Source organism: Enterococcus raffinosus (genome assembly GCF_001886185.1).
Taxonomy (GTDB): domain Bacteria; phylum Bacillota; class Bacilli; order Lactobacillales; family Enterococcaceae; genus Enterococcus_A; species Enterococcus_A raffinosus.
On sequence record NZ_JXLA01000061.1, the window covers coordinates 1 to 13,402 of the forward strand.

General features: G+C 38.0%; 14 protein-coding genes and 2 pseudogenes. 6 read left to right on the forward strand and 10 right to left on the reverse strand.

Translation table 11 applies throughout. The features are described from left to right. Positions 1-302 precede the first annotated feature (302 nt). Together RV13_RS19310 and RV13_RS19315 are read right to left on the reverse strand one after the other, a co-directional pair. The gene (locus RV13_RS19310) at positions 303-1,622 is read right to left on the reverse strand and encodes a sensor histidine kinase (RefSeq protein WP_002297866.1); all 1,320 of its coding nucleotides are present in this window, start codon (positions 1,620-1,622) and stop codon (positions 303-305) included. Further along, positions 1,619-2,272 carry a response regulator transcription factor gene (locus tag RV13_RS19315; RefSeq protein ID WP_002285815.1) on the reverse strand — a complete coding sequence of 218 codons (654 nt, stop codon included), beginning with the start codon at positions 2,270-2,272 and terminating at the stop codon, positions 1,619-1,621. Before RV13_RS19315 ends, RV13_RS19310 begins: the two co-directional genes overlap by 4 nt. A 287-nt stretch (positions 2,273-2,559) precedes the next feature. On the opposite strand from RV13_RS19315, the pseudogene RV13_RS20855 reads away from it, so the two are divergent. Further along, positions 2,560-3,834 (forward strand): annotated as a pseudogene (locus tag RV13_RS20855) (ISL3 family transposase). 168 nt (positions 3,835-4,002) lie between these two features. Here the strand turns inward: RV13_RS20855 and RV13_RS19340 are convergent. The 5 genes from RV13_RS19340 to RV13_RS19360 are packed head-to-tail and all read right to left on the reverse strand — an operon-like array spanning position 4,003 to position 8,586. Next, positions 4,003-5,034, reverse strand: coding sequence for an ABC transporter ATP-binding protein (locus RV13_RS19340; protein ID WP_002326114.1), 1,032 nt, complete (start codon positions 5,032-5,034; stop codon positions 4,003-4,005). After that, positions 5,015-5,872 (reverse strand): ABC transporter permease, encoded by an 858-nt coding sequence (locus tag RV13_RS19345; protein WP_016180798.1) that lies wholly within the window; start codon positions 5,870-5,872, stop codon positions 5,015-5,017. Before RV13_RS19345 ends, RV13_RS19340 begins: the two co-directional genes overlap by 20 nt. Next, positions 5,869-6,684: an ABC transporter permease gene (locus RV13_RS19350; protein WP_002330693.1), complete on the reverse strand. Its 816-nt coding sequence runs from the start codon at positions 6,682-6,684 to the stop codon at positions 5,869-5,871. The genes RV13_RS19345 and RV13_RS19350 overlap by 4 nt, the downstream gene beginning before the upstream one ends. Beyond that, entirely contained in the window at positions 6,681-7,505 is an 825-nt protein-coding gene (locus tag RV13_RS19355; protein ID WP_002326111.1) for an alkaline phosphatase family protein, read from the reverse strand. Before RV13_RS19355 ends, RV13_RS19350 begins: the two co-directional genes overlap by 4 nt. Further along, complete coding sequence (locus RV13_RS19360; RefSeq protein ID WP_002326110.1) at positions 7,495-8,586, reverse strand: ABC transporter substrate-binding protein; 1,092 nt, start codon at positions 8,584-8,586, stop codon at positions 7,495-7,497. Before RV13_RS19360 ends, RV13_RS19355 begins: the two co-directional genes overlap by 11 nt. 177 nt (positions 8,587-8,763) lie before the next feature. Here RV13_RS19360 and RV13_RS19365 point away from each other — a divergent pair, with 177 nt between their 5' ends. The 5 genes from RV13_RS19365 to RV13_RS21580 all read left to right on the forward strand — a co-directional run bounded on the left by RV13_RS19365 (position 8,764) and on the right by RV13_RS21580 (position 10,578). Beyond that, positions 8,764-9,549: a PHP domain-containing protein gene (locus tag RV13_RS19365; RefSeq protein ID WP_002326109.1), complete on the forward strand. Its 786-nt coding sequence runs from the start codon at positions 8,764-8,766 to the stop codon at positions 9,547-9,549. 31 nt (positions 9,550-9,580) lie between these two features. Further along, positions 9,581-9,964, forward strand: a complete 384-nt coding sequence (locus tag RV13_RS19370; protein WP_002326108.1) for a hypothetical protein — start codon at positions 9,581-9,583, stop codon at positions 9,962-9,964. 75 nt (positions 9,965-10,039) lie between these two features. Then, positions 10,040-10,171 carry a peptidylprolyl isomerase gene (locus tag RV13_RS21710; protein WP_077828694.1) on the forward strand — a complete coding sequence of 44 codons (132 nt, stop codon included), beginning with the start codon at positions 10,040-10,042 and terminating at the stop codon, positions 10,169-10,171. Continuing rightward, on the forward strand, positions 10,140-10,364 hold the full coding sequence (locus tag RV13_RS21575) for a peptidylprolyl isomerase (RefSeq protein WP_016180796.1): 225 nt from the start codon (positions 10,140-10,142) through the stop codon (positions 10,362-10,364). Before RV13_RS21710 ends, RV13_RS21575 begins: the two co-directional genes overlap by 32 nt. Beyond that, entirely contained in the window at positions 10,339-10,578 is a 240-nt protein-coding gene (locus RV13_RS21580; protein ID WP_071875991.1) for a peptidylprolyl isomerase, read from the forward strand. The genes RV13_RS21575 and RV13_RS21580 overlap by 26 nt, the downstream gene beginning before the upstream one ends. A 92-nt stretch (positions 10,579-10,670) precedes the next feature. Here the strand turns inward: RV13_RS21580 and RV13_RS19390 are convergent, their stop codons facing one another. The 3 genes and pseudogenes from RV13_RS19390 to RV13_RS19405 form a co-directional block, all read right to left on the reverse strand. Further along, on the reverse strand, positions 10,671-11,444 hold the full coding sequence (locus RV13_RS19390) for a glycyl-radical enzyme activating protein (protein WP_028020812.1): 774 nt from the start codon (positions 11,442-11,444) through the stop codon (positions 10,671-10,673). Positions 11,445-12,159: 715 nt separating this feature from the next. Next, positions 12,160-12,886 (reverse strand): annotated as a pseudogene (locus RV13_RS19400) (hypothetical protein). Between the two features lie 153 nt (positions 12,887-13,039). Then, complete coding sequence (locus RV13_RS19405; RefSeq protein ID WP_028020813.1) at positions 13,040-13,369, reverse strand: hypothetical protein; 330 nt, start codon at positions 13,367-13,369, stop codon at positions 13,040-13,042. Positions 13,370-13,402 lie beyond the last annotated feature (33 nt).

Genomic DNA, 13,402 nt, shown 5'->3' on the forward strand with positions numbered 1-13,402 from the left:
TCCATTTACACATAATTCTTGACGCTACCATAATCTAAATAACCATCATATTCATCTACTACTTATATAATTGAGTTTTATTAAACTTTTTAAGTTTCTATTCTATCAAATATTTAAACAATCTCTGCATCCGAAAAGACTACCTCGTATAGTTTTACTAACAATATTTTTATTAGCGTGTTCAAATCCTGATTTCTTGTATCAATTATTTTCTGTTCACTTTCAATAAGAAAAAAGTCTTTACTTCCATGGCTAATAATAAGTCTCTATTTTTCAATAACTATTGCAAAATTATATCTTAATTAAGAAAATATTTTTATTTTAAAGATAAAAAATTCTTCATCTTGCAATACTTTATATTCTATATTGTAATTATTCAGAATATTACTTACAATATATAAACCTAATCCATTACTATTTTCCTTATTTAAATCAAATTTAACATCAAATATTTTATCCATATTCGAAATTTTATTGTTACCGTATGAATTCTCTATATATAACCAATCATTAACTATCCCAATATTAATTACCCCATTTACATCAGTATATTTTACCGCATTACTAATCAAATTAGATAGAATAATCTTTAAAGCTGTTTTTCCTATATAAACATTCTCGTCTAATATATAATTATTGACAGTTATTTTCTTTTGATTTGCTAATATTTCATACTTTTTTAATATGTCTTCTAATGTATCATTTATTTTCAAATATTCTTCATCATTATTCAAATTTTCTATAGAATGAACTGATAATATTTGAGAAATATTTTTTGTTAAACTATCAACGATTTCAATACATTCATTAATATAAATATCTCTTTCTTTATATTTTCCAATATTGTATTTCATGTTTTCCAGTATTATTTTAAGACTAGCAAGAGGGGTTTTAAGTTCATGGGATGCACCTTTAAAAAAGTCATATTTTAACTTTTCTAATTTTAAAATTTCTTTATTTTTAAATTCCAAATCGTCAATTGTTCTTAATAAAGTAGAATACAAATCATTAATTTGTTGTTTTAATTCTCCAACTTCATCATTAGAGCTAACTTTTAAACTCATTTTTTTATCAAGTTTCATCATTTTATCAGTAACAATTTTTATTTCTTGTATATTATTTTTTATTGATTTTGCATAAATTAAAGAAATAATAGCAGAAAATAAAATTGATATTAATAAAGAATATGGTAAAAATTTAAGGCTTAAATCTTTCGCATCTTTTTGCATATCAGCTGTAGAAACAAATTGTAGATTTGTTTTTTTACCATCATTAAGCTTTATTTCTCTTTCTTCAATTATCAAAGAATTACTATCACTTTCTAAATTAACATTTATATTATCTTTGATTTGTATTTCATTCTTATTATTTTTTTCTTTTATGAATACTTTTATTTCACTACTCTTGGAATAAAACTCCAAAGTTTGTTCTATATATTTTATTTCTTTTCCATTCATATTACTAGAAATTTCATTTGCCATATTATGAATCTTTTCTTTTCTCGTCTCCAAATATGTTTTAGGAAAGATAAAAAAAACTAATGAATGAACTAATATAATTATTATTCCAAGAACAGAAAATATTTGTATGAACATTTTTGGAAATATCTTTAATTTTTTCATTTTCTCTCCAATTTATATCCTACATTTCTTATAGTAGTTATACAGTCTAATTGTAATTTTTTTCTAAGTTCTTTTATATATACATCTATTACTCGATCATAAGGAGTTTCTTCGCTATCTTTCCATACATAATCAATAATTTGCATTCTTGTTAACACTTGTCCATTATTATCCAATAAACATTTTAATACTTCTAGTTCTTTTGCATTTACATCTATTTCTTCACCATTTATTTTAGCTGTATAGCTATTAAAATTAACCGATAGATCCTTATATTCAAACTTCTCTAAATGTCCATAATTCTTCTTAATTAAAGAATCTATTCTAGCTTTTAAGACCGGCAATGAAAATGGCTTTTCTACATATCCGTCTACTAAATTAGTAAATGCATCAATTTTATATTCTTCATCACTAAATGCAGTCAAGATTAGAATTGGTAAATTGCTTTTCTTTCTAATTTCTTTCAACACTTCTAAACCATTTATAAAAGGTATCTGAATGTCTAAGATAACCAAATTTATATCGCTATTAAATTTTGACAAGGCTTCTCTTCCATCTTTAGCTTGAATAACAGTATATCCAAATTCTGAAAGATATTCACTTATTCCCTCTCTTATCATATTATCATCTTCAACAGTTAATATTTTCATATATACCTCCACTTAAGCCTATACACTAGATATTATACAGCATATTATGGCTCTATAATATCTAGTGTTGGTGACGCCTTCTGTTGCCAATACTTTTTCTTTTTTTTAATAAATGCAAACAGACACCTTGAAATCCTTTAGAATAAAGGGTTCTATAATATTTTGTGTTGTTGGAAAATCGAAGGCGATTTTCCAACAACACTTTTTCTTCGTTTCAACTCAAAAAGAGACTCACTTTTGGTAAAATTTAGTCGACCAAAACATCACCCTACCAAAGGAGTCGCTCTATGGATAATCATACTAGAAAATTACTCGGATTAACAGATAAACATTTATTTTTTGATGAAGAATGGCTGATTGAAAAAGAATATAAAGGCGTTCAAGCGCAGTTTATTAAAGGGAGATTGGATGACTCACCTTCCCATTGTGAACACTGTGGATCGATTCGTATTATCCGCAACGGTTCCTATACGACACGCACTCAGATGTTGAAAGTCAAAGAAAAGTTGACTATTTTAGAATTAAAACGTACCCGTTTTCTCTGCCATGATTGTGGACGGACCTTTTCTGCGAAAACGGACTTAGTTGATGAACATCATCAACTAACAAAGGAACTGAAGCAGGCGATTCTCATGGAACTGCACGAAAATCAATCACGTAAACTAATCGCTAAGAAGTACTTCGTCTCGGATGGGACGGTGATACGGATCTTGCGTGAAGCAACAAAGCATTACCAGCCACGTATGAACTTCCTTCCGACGGTGTTGTGTATGGATGAGTTCAAATCAATGAAGTCTGTTTCTGGTTCCATGAGTTTTATTTGTGTTGATGGGACAACCAATCAGCTATTTACGATCCTTGAAGATCGCAGACTTTACAAACTAACTCAATACTTCCTGCGCTTTCCTAGAAAAGCCCGTTTAAAGGTCAAATACCTAGTGATGGACATGAATGCCAGCTATTGTCAGCTGCTTAAAACGGTCTTTCCAAATGCGGAGATCGTAACTGATCGCTTTCATATTGTCTAACATATCAATCGCAGCTTCAATCAATTGCGTATCCAGATCATGAATCGTTTTCGAGCCTCGCACTCTGAAAATCAGAAGACGTACCGTCGGCTCAAGCGATATTGGAAACTCTTACTCAAAGATTCCACGACATTGGAGCCGCTCAAACGGCATTATCATCGACTGTTTAAACGACCAATTAGTCAAACAGAAATCGTCGATGAACTGTTAAGCTACAACGAAGAATTGCGAACTGCGTATCATTTTTGTCAATTATTACGCTATTATTTCGTTAAACGAGATACGGAAGGCTTTCAAGAAACCCTTAAAACAATTTCATCTACGTTACCTCAGTCGTTTAAAAAGAAATTCACGATCTTCCATCGCTACCAATCGGGCATTTCAAATGCCTTTAAAGTGTCCCACTCAAACGGCGTCACGGAGGGGCTGAATAACAAGATCAAGCTGATTAAACGAATTGCGTTTGGTTATCGCAACTTTTATAACTTTCGGGCACGGATCTATTTACAACAAGGTCTGATCTTTGAAAACTAAAAAATATGCGGCGCATAGAACGCGCCGCATATCGGACTAAGTTTTATTCAAATTTGTCTTCACCAACAAGATTTGACGAAGAGCCAAAATCAATTCTACCTTAGATGTTCTTATATCACTCTATCAGTCCTATTTGACAAAGAGCCAGAAATGTTTGCCGACTATACACTAGCTTTGTTGTGCAAAATGCTGAGTATCAATTTCCACAGGGATTGCTAGAATATCTTTCAGCTGAATGTATAAGGCATCGCTAATTTTCTCTTCCCGATCGTTCAACCGATCCACTAAAATTTCTTTGCCCTCCAGCGTTTGAAAAACATACCGTTGAATGTTGCCTAAAATAAATGATTCCTTCCATAGAACCGGAATCTTAACCCCCTGAGGAACCGGTTCAAATTGAATCAGCTCCGGTCTTAAATAATAAATGCAGCGATTGCCCTTAGCGGAAAACTCGTGGGTATACTGATCCAGCTCATACCATTCGAAACGATTATAGTTGCCGATAAATTCCGCAACAAATCGGCTCTGAGGATTCTGATACAATTCCTTCGAGGTGGAAACCTGAGCCACCCGCCCAGCTTCCATCACAAAAATCCGATCACTGATTCGCATCGCCTCTTCTTGGTCATGAGTCACAAAAATCATCGTCATCCCTAGCGATTGCTGGATAGCGCGCAAATCCCGCTGCAGCTGTTTTCTAATTCGGGCATCCAAAGCACTTAATGGCTCATCCAGCAGCAGGACTTTCGGTTCAGTGACCAATGAGCGAGCCAGTGCCACCCGTTGTCGTTGACCGCCAGAAAGAAACTGGACATTTTTATCTGCCTGCTCCGTCATATCCACCAATGACAGCATCTCAAAAACCTTTTCCTGAATCGCCTCAGGACTCAGCTTCTTTACCTTCAAACCAAAGGCTACATTTTCAAAAACAGTCATAGTTGGAAACAATGCATACTGTTGAAAAACAAAGCCGATATTGCGATCCTTCGTAGGCTTATCGGCAATATTCTCATTGTCCAGCACAATCTCACCGCTCTTTGGTTGTTCCAATCCCGTGATACAGCGCAGCAACGTAGACTTTCCGCACCCGCTGGGACCTAGTAAAGTAACCAGCTCACCCTTTTCAATCTGAATTTCATCAATAGCTAAAATCTGTTTTTCATCAAAAAACAGATTGAGATCATGTATTTCTAAAAACATTTTCCGTCACAACTCCTTTAAGGGCTTCATTTTTCGACTGCTTCTCTTCCCTCGTCTGCTTAAGGGACAGCTGTTGCTTTTGTCGATTAGTCAGCATAAAGGTAGTTAAAGCAATTCCCACCATAAACAGCAAATACAAAACCATCACAGCGCTAGCCAAATGGCCGTTTTCGTTCATCCGCCGCAGCATATAGATGCGTACCGTCTGAAATCGACCGCCAATCAACAGGTTCGTCAGCATGTACTCCCCAAAAACCGAAGAAAAAATCATCAGAGAAACCAGGGTCGCACCGATACGGATGTTGGGAAACAGCACCTGGATAATAATCGTAGACATCGGGGCGCCCAAGGTTTCTGCTGCATCCACTAATTCCTTCAGATTAATTAAGCGCATCTGGTTGTTAAGACTAAGATAGACAATCGGCAACGCCGTAATAAACAATGCACCTACCAACACTACAAACATTGAGATACCAGTTTTAGCATACGTTCGAAGCAAAGCCGTTACCAAAATCACTCCCGGTAAAGCATACGGCAGCAGGAGCAGCTTTTCCAGCCAACGATTCAAACGAGGGAAATACAAATGAATCCAAATAATGGTTGGAATCATCAACAACAGAATCGTCACCAAGACCACACCTGCTAATAAAAGTGAGCGACCCACCGCAGCAATAAATTCCCTGTCCGTCAGCAGCTGTTGGAACCATTGCAAGGTAAAATCACTAGGTAAAAGCGATTTTGACCATTTTGTGGAGCTGGCATACAAAATCGTTCCAATAATCGGCAGCAAGTAATACAGGACAAAGCAGAACAAAATCGGTTTTACTAACTTTTTCACGTCTGCACCACCTTGCCTTTCTTTTGAATAATCAACATTGCCGTTACCAGCAGGACACCTAAAGCGACTGCCAACGCACTGCCTAAATTAGGCTTGGCGAACACATCTCCCGACACTAAAGCCGCAATTCGAATCGTTAAAAGATTTACATTACTGCTGGTCAGGGCATACGCTGTTTCATAGGTCCCCATGCCATTAGCAAATAAGATGACAAAGGTGCTGGCAATCGATGGTCGCAAAAAAGGCAAAGCCACCTTGAACCAAGCATACGCTGATGAAGCGCCCAGCAATTGTGCGGACTCCAGCCATTCCTTTTTCACTTCCTTCATGCTGGGATACAAAAACAAGACCCCTAACGGAATTTGGAAATAGGTATACGTGATGGTCAATCCCCACCAAGAATACAAATTGAAGTCCGCTAGAAATGGCAAAATCATTTTCAGCACACCTACATTCCCCAACAAAATAATAAAAGAGAATGCCAGCGGAATCCCAGCAAAATTAGCTGCCAAATTGGAAACAAAGGTGATTTTCTCCTGCAATTTAGTCGATAGATTCATTAAGCATAAACATAAAATAAACGTCCCGATTAACCCAATCACACTGGAGCTGACAGCAATCAGTACGCTGTTAACAAAGGCCTGTGTGTAATATTTGTTGCTGAAAATATCACTGTAATTGGCCAATGTCCACTGGTTAGTTAAATCACTGTGCAAGCTGCACAGAACCATAAAAAGCAGCGGCAGCAGTAAAAATGCACAGAAGATAAAGGAGGCAGGAACCAGAACCAAGCGTTTTTTCATCTCTTTCATCCCCTCATCAATTCTTGAATGTCCTGCATTTTCTCTGACGGTGCAATTCCTAATAACCAGCAAAACAATGGAGCCGCCAGCAGCTGTGGTACAGTTTGTTCCTTCAGCTTTTGGCGTTTATTTGAAATCAAATAAAAAGGAACTTCACGATGTGCAGCCAAGCTGCCGCCATGCAGTCCGTGCGCATCCATCCCGTGATCCGCAGTCACCACGACTTGATAACCTTTTTGCAGCCATTCAGGAAGGTAAACAGCCAATAATCTGTCCGCCTGATTAACCGCTGCTACATATTCATGAGAATCGGCGGTAAATTTGTGACCGACATCATCAATATTCATCGAATGTACGACCAAAAAGTCTGGCTGATACTGATTCACTAAATAATGGGCATCCGCAAATAAATGCGAATCAGGGTAAGTGTCCTCACTATAAAAGATGCCATGCTGAATCAGTCGCTCCTCCTGATGCTGGATGCGATCAACCAAACGATTATAGGGGGCTTGATTGTACAACTCGCTGTACCAGTGGTAAGCGGCGGCTCCTGTTTTTCCGCCAGCTTCCTTAACTAATTCAAACAGCGACCACTCTTTGGATCGCTGAGCATGGTAATTACTATAGATGCCATTTTCATAGGCTGGAACGCCGGTCATCAGTACTTCGTATAACGGACGTGAATTGCTGGGCAGCTCACTTTTTACCTTCAATAAGCTTGCTTGCTGGTGCTCAACTAAATGATTCATGAACCCAAGCTGGGCGACGGCTGTGTCGTAGCGACAGCCGTCTAGTATAACTACAATCAGTTTGTCAAGTCTACTTTGCATAGGTCAGTACCTCCGCCTGCCAAAGCTCTGGAAGCTCTACAGAGGTCTTGTTCCAAGCTTCATTGTCTTCAACTGGCACCGCCGCTTCATAAGCATCCTCCGGCAGTAATTTTTCAGCTACTTCTTTAGGCAGCTCTACCTTGCGAATAGGTCGCGCATAGCCCTTTGCCAAATTGATTTGCCCTTCATCAGATAAAATATATTCCCGTGCTAGCTTTGCCGCATTGGGATGAGGGGCATTTTTATTGATTAAGGTTGTATACCCGCTAATGATGGAGCCGTCTGTTGGCACAGTTACCTCAAAACGCTCGGAGTCAATTTGGTCACGATAATTTAGTCCATTGAAGTCCCAAACAACTGCCACATCGATTTCACCTTTTTCAAGATTTGCTACGCTGGCATCAACGGTGGACAAACGGCCTTTTTCTGCCATTTTTTTGTAGTAATTCAGACCTGGCTGAATATCCTTTTCGTCACCTCCGTTGGCAATCGCCGCAGCCAATACAGCAAATTGTGCTTGGTTGGCAACCGTCACATCCCCCACGCTAACTTGATAGTCACCCTCTTGTAGCTCCTTCCAGCTAGTCGGTGCTTGCTTCACATTCTCTTTATCGGTGATAAAGGAAATGGTTCCCGTATAGCTTAACAACCAATCCCCATCATCATCCTTTGCCCAATCCGGAATTTCCTCCCAATAGCTGGTCTTATAAGGCAAGGTTAACTCTTTGCTTTCAGCCAACGGACCGAAGCTGATACCGACATCACCAATATCGGCGGTTCCATTTTTTCCTTCTGATTCAAACTTGGCCAATTCTTCTGCACTGGACATATCCGTATCCACGTGACTTAAGCCGTATTCTTTTTCAAGGTCGTTCCAAGTGCCTACCCAATTTGCCCAAGTATCCGGCATTCCCAAGCTGGCAATCTCTCCTTCTTCCTTGGCTTTTTCTATAATCGTATCTAAAGAGTCGTCTGCCGCAGCCGATTGCTTCGTTGCTTCACCTGAGCCGCAGCCTGTCAGCAGGATACTTACTGTTGTTGCACAAAATAAACCGATAGTCATGTTACGAATTTTTTTCATTCATTCTTATCCCCTTTCGATAATTCCATTCTAACAAAGCTTTGTAATGAGAGAATCAATTTCTTGAAAAGGTTTCATGAACAATGTAAAGGTTGTGTATGGTTTGTAAATTTCGACGAATTCCCATTAACCTTCTAAAGCTTTTGCGGTATGGTAGTAGAAAAAAGGAGGCTCCCTATGCAGTATTATGATCAGCATCTCCACACGTATTTTTCCTTTGATTCAGAGGAAAAATTTGAAAACTATTTAGCCTATCAGCCGGAGTTTTTCGTTTCTACGGATCACTTTGATTTAAACAATCCATCTACCGGAAAAGATGACATTCCGGATTATCCAGCCTATATAAACAAACTGGACTCTTTAAAAGAAACCTATTCCACCAAATTTCTGCGAGGTATCGAGATTGGCGTTGTTCCAGGACAAGAAGAGCGGATCGTGGATTACCTCGCTCAGCATCCTTATGATTTAAAGCTGGTAAGTATTCATCAAAATGGCCGCTTTGATTATATGGACGATGTGGTTTTAACCAAAGATCCCATTCAAACTACCAAGGAATATTTTGATCAGATGTTGCAGGTCTTGACGGATTTTCCAGAAGGAGATATTTTGACTCACTTTGATTATGGATTACGCCGCTTCACCTTCACAGCGGAAGAATTCGCGGAGCATTTTGAGGCTCAGCTGCTAACGATTTTCAAAAAGGTTGTTGAACGAGAATTGGCGATGGAGTTAAATGCCAAGAGCTTCTTGAAATACGGCAACGAAGACCTTTACCGTTATGCCGTTCCTTTGTATCAAAGTGTCGGCGGAAAGCTCTTTACCTTAGGCTCGGATGCTCATGTTGCCGAAGATTATCAGCTGGGCTTTAAAAAAATGAGTCAGCTGTTGGCAGACTGTCAGGTAGAAAAGTTGCTAGTCATTCAAGGAAAAGAACGCTGCCTGACGCCGCTGCCGATTTTGTGATTCCTATATAATAGAAGAAAGTGGTGAAAAAATGAGCAACCTGCGGGACTACAATCAAGAGGCACCCATCCATCATTTAATTGCGCGACATTGGGATGCATTGGAAATTGAGGCGGTTTGCCGATCCTTGTTAGCAGCCGTTCCAAAACAACAACTGGAAAATTTTTTGGTGGCTGACAGCTTGCAGCGGGAAAAAGTTCAGGCTTATTTTGCAGCCTTTAAAGATCAACCTTTGGAATATTTGCATGCGCAGTTTCATCTTTTTTATCAAGTAGCCGCCCCAGATGACTACAACGATTTACGAGGACAGCTGCAATTGACCTTTCAAGCGGATGAAACCGCCTATACCGTTTTATTGGGAATGGCTCGCCTTGGTGATCAGGCGAAGGTCGAGTGGCGGATTTTCGATATTTGATGGCAGGATCAAGGCGTTTCAGTTGCAAACCTTCCTCTCTTTCAATTAGAAAAACCGCAGCAGGAAGAAGTTTGTGTGCTGGTCACCGATGCTGGTGAAATTCGTCTCCGCTTATTTCCTGACCAAGCTCCCCTAGCTGTAGCCAACTGGCGCTCCCTAGCTGAGCAAGGCGTTTATGACAACACACCTTTCGGCTCGTGTCATTAAGGAATTTGTTATTCAAGGTGGCGCTTTGGATGGTTCTGGTGATGAAGCTGTTTCCAGCTATGAGGGCTTTTTCGCTGATGAAGTGCATCGCGGACTTTATCATTTTAATGGCGCCTTGGCCTTAGGGGACCACGGCCCCCACACCAACGGCAACCAGTTTTTTTATTGTGCAAAACACAAAGGCGCAGGCTGACCTGCTGCCGAGGCTCTTGCTTCCTCAGAATGTAAAGCAAGCATACTTGGAGCTTGGAGGACTACCGGAGCTGGATGGTCGTTATACTGTTTTTGGACAGGTATACCAAGGGTTAGAAATCGTAGCAGCGATCGCAGCTCAGCCGACAAACAGTGAAGTTGTACCGATTGAGCCAGTGTTCATTCGACAAATTAACTTCGAAAAAACATCGTAAAAAGACACTCACTGACTTCAGCAAAAGCTCTATTCTTGAGCTGGCTGCAGCTAGTGAGTGTCTTTCATTTATCCATAAGATAAAGCTTGGATTCAATAAATAAATGTTTTGGTTAAAGCTGTGACCGGCAAATGAGGAACCGTGCGAGCCAGTTGATCTACCAATGCAAACATTTCTTTAGGTGAAGGCGCTGGCGTGTCTGCCAACGGATACTCCAGTCCCAATGCTTGGTAACCGTGCATACCATAGCGGTGGTACGGTAGTAATTCTAACGGTACGAACCGATCAAGATCTGCCACAAAACAAGCAATCGTCAGCAGCTCGGTCAGGTTCATATTGATACCTGGAACCACAGGAACTCGAATTCGCACTTCGCAGTTAGGATACTCAATTAAAAAGCGACGAATATTCTTCAAAATTTGTTGGTTATCTAAGCCGGTCCATTGTTTGTGGAGCTTGCTGGTAAACATTTTTACATCCACAAACAATGTATCCACATAGGGAGCTACCTTTTGGATTTCATTATAAGCACCACAAAAGCTGGTTTCCAGTACGGTATTGATTCCAATGTATTTCGATTTTTGCAAAATTTCTTTAGCAAAATCCGCCTGAACCAGTGCCTCGCCTCCGCTAATGGTCACTCCGCCATCCGAGTGAAAGTAAAAAACAGCATCCTTCTCAATCTCATCCATTACCTCTTCAGCGGTCATGGTCTGGCCAAATCCTTTTTCAATCTGCTTGCTTTGTGATTCGGGAATCGAACACCAGGCACAGCGTAATGGGCAGCCCTTTAAATAAACAACGGTCCGTAAACCAGCACCATCATGTAGAGAACCCTGTTCTATTCTTAATACTGTTCCTTCCATATAGATTTTTGAATTACACACTAGTTTAAACTAAAACACACAAGGAAAAATTTACCATTTAATCATAAAATTAGCTCATATGAATATACTAGAATGTAAAATAGACTGGTCAAAATCTGGTCAAAAAAGAGGACTAATACAGGTAGTCCTCTTTTTTGTTATTTTAATATTCTAAATCATTTTTTATTGGTTTATTCCCTTATTCTATGTAGACTCAAATCACTATATCACTAGATATCAAACGGCGTCATACGGAATCAAAAACATCAAATTTGACCTGTTAAATGGTCATTGAATAACATTTAAAATCAATAAAACGGAGTCAGACACGGAGTCAAAAATGCTGAGAGTAAAAAATATATACAGCCTTGTAGGTAAAGTACCACAGGGCTGTATATTTTTTATTTCAGATTACCTTAAATGATTCCATTTACTTTTTATCTCATTTTTTCCTACTAGTTAGTATCAAATACTCTCCTATTTTCTCAATAAACTATTTTTGGTTACATGGTATCTGAAACAGCTAAAACCTTGTCATTACAGCAAAAAATCACGTTATCTCCGTTTCATTTCAGATACATTTCACTTAAGCGGATTCCAAAAAAACAAAAGAAAAAGGAACCCCTAGTTAGCCTATGCTTTTTATTGGTTCCTCTCAAAACACGGTCATATAACAACGGGGTGGGGTAAATGAATGAAAAAGGTGGAAGAATCATTATTCAATAACTTTTTTAAATACTTCGTTGTAATCAGTTACCTGTCCATTCTTAAATACCACAGAATAATCTTTTTTCCCATTTTCAAGTAACCTAAGTGGAATATCTTTACCAACTTGCTCTGTCACTGCATTACTGATACCTGTTAGATTAGGTAATAAATCTGATAAAGATTGAGCATCTGTAGAAATCTCTGTATCAGTATTTATCGTGATTCCTTTATCTTCATTTACAAGTTTCCAAGTAGGTGGTATAGTTGTGTATGTTTCTACAAATGAATTAAGTTTTTTCATTAAGTGGCTTCTCTTTTATATTTCCATCTAAAAACTCTCTATATATGGCTTGAGCCATACTAAAACAAAGCTGACCTTGTTCCAATAATTTTACATCGTTAGTTAGTAAAGCTGTGTTCACTTTATCTATCGCTTCAAGAAGAGTATCTTTGGTGTCCCTAACAGCTTTTGGTATGCCTTCTGGAATTTCCCTACTTGATACCTCGTCCATTTTATCTTCCATAAAACCCTTAAAATCATATCTTTCTCCCAAATCCATAAAATTTTTTGATAAAATTTTCATTTCTGAGTCTATTTCTTCAATAACATGTAACATATCTGATACATATTGTTTTGTCTGATTCGTTTTTAATCTATATGTGGTAAATGTCTCAATTCCTCCAATTATCAATAAAATTGCCAAACAAATCCATAATAATTTTTTCTTTTTCATTTCTCCTCCTACGTACTGTTGTTATAACAGTGACTAATGTAAAGATTTTCCCAATAATCATTAGACTATTATTTACAGGGAATCAAAAAAACTCCTTAGTAAGCTTACACCTTTAGGAGTTCCTGTTTGGACGGTATGCATAATACATTTAAATCAATTTAACATTAACACCTCAGTATATGGTATCTCTACGTATACACAGTCTTTCTTTGGATAGTATTCAATATTTATATTGATAGCACTTCCATTGTCTAATATAGCTTTAGCTCGATATGTGTTATCTTCATTTTCATGAGTGATAGTTACATCATCACATGACCGATTTAAGCTATACTGTTCTTGTAAAATCCGTGTTACCAATGGTTTAGATGACTTCTCTAAATTAGATGAGCCCGTCATCCTTGAAAAAATGACACCTATAATAATAGCTAATACAACAATACCTATAATGACAAACTTCTTATTCATATTTACTTTATTCAACTATTTAATGTCTGCCGATCATTTCTAAAACCT

Coding starts and splice junctions, on each gene's coding strand:
- RV13_RS19350 (WP_002330693.1), bottom strand. CDS start 6,684: ATGAAAGAGATGAAAAAACGCTTGGTTCTGGTTCCTGCCTCCTTTATC.
- RV13_RS19365 (WP_002326109.1), top strand. CDS start 8,764: ATGCAGTATTATGATCAGCATCTCCACACGTATTTTTCCTTTGATTCA.
- RV13_RS19390 (WP_028020812.1), bottom strand. CDS start 11,444: ATGGAAGGAACAGTATTAAGAATAGAACAGGGTTCTCTACATGATGGT.
- RV13_RS19355 (WP_002326111.1), bottom strand. CDS start 7,505: ATGCAAAGTAGACTTGACAAACTGATTGTAGTTATACTAGACGGCTGT.
- RV13_RS21575 (WP_016180796.1), top strand. CDS start 10,140: ATGACAACACACCTTTCGGCTCGTGTCATTAAGGAATTTGTTATTCAA.
- RV13_RS19370 (WP_002326108.1), top strand. CDS start 9,581: ATGAGCAACCTGCGGGACTACAATCAAGAGGCACCCATCCATCATTTA.
- RV13_RS19360 (WP_002326110.1), bottom strand. CDS start 8,586: ATGAAAAAAATTCGTAACATGACTATCGGTTTATTTTGTGCAACAACA.
- RV13_RS19315 (WP_002285815.1), bottom strand. CDS start 2,272: ATGAAAATATTAACTGTTGAAGATGATAATATGATAAGAGAGGGAATA.
- RV13_RS19310 (WP_002297866.1), bottom strand. CDS start 1,622: ATGAAAAAATTAAAGATATTTCCAAAAATGTTCATACAAATATTTTCT.
- RV13_RS19340 (WP_002326114.1), bottom strand. CDS start 5,034: ATGTTTTTAGAAATACATGATCTCAATCTGTTTTTTGATGAAAAACAG.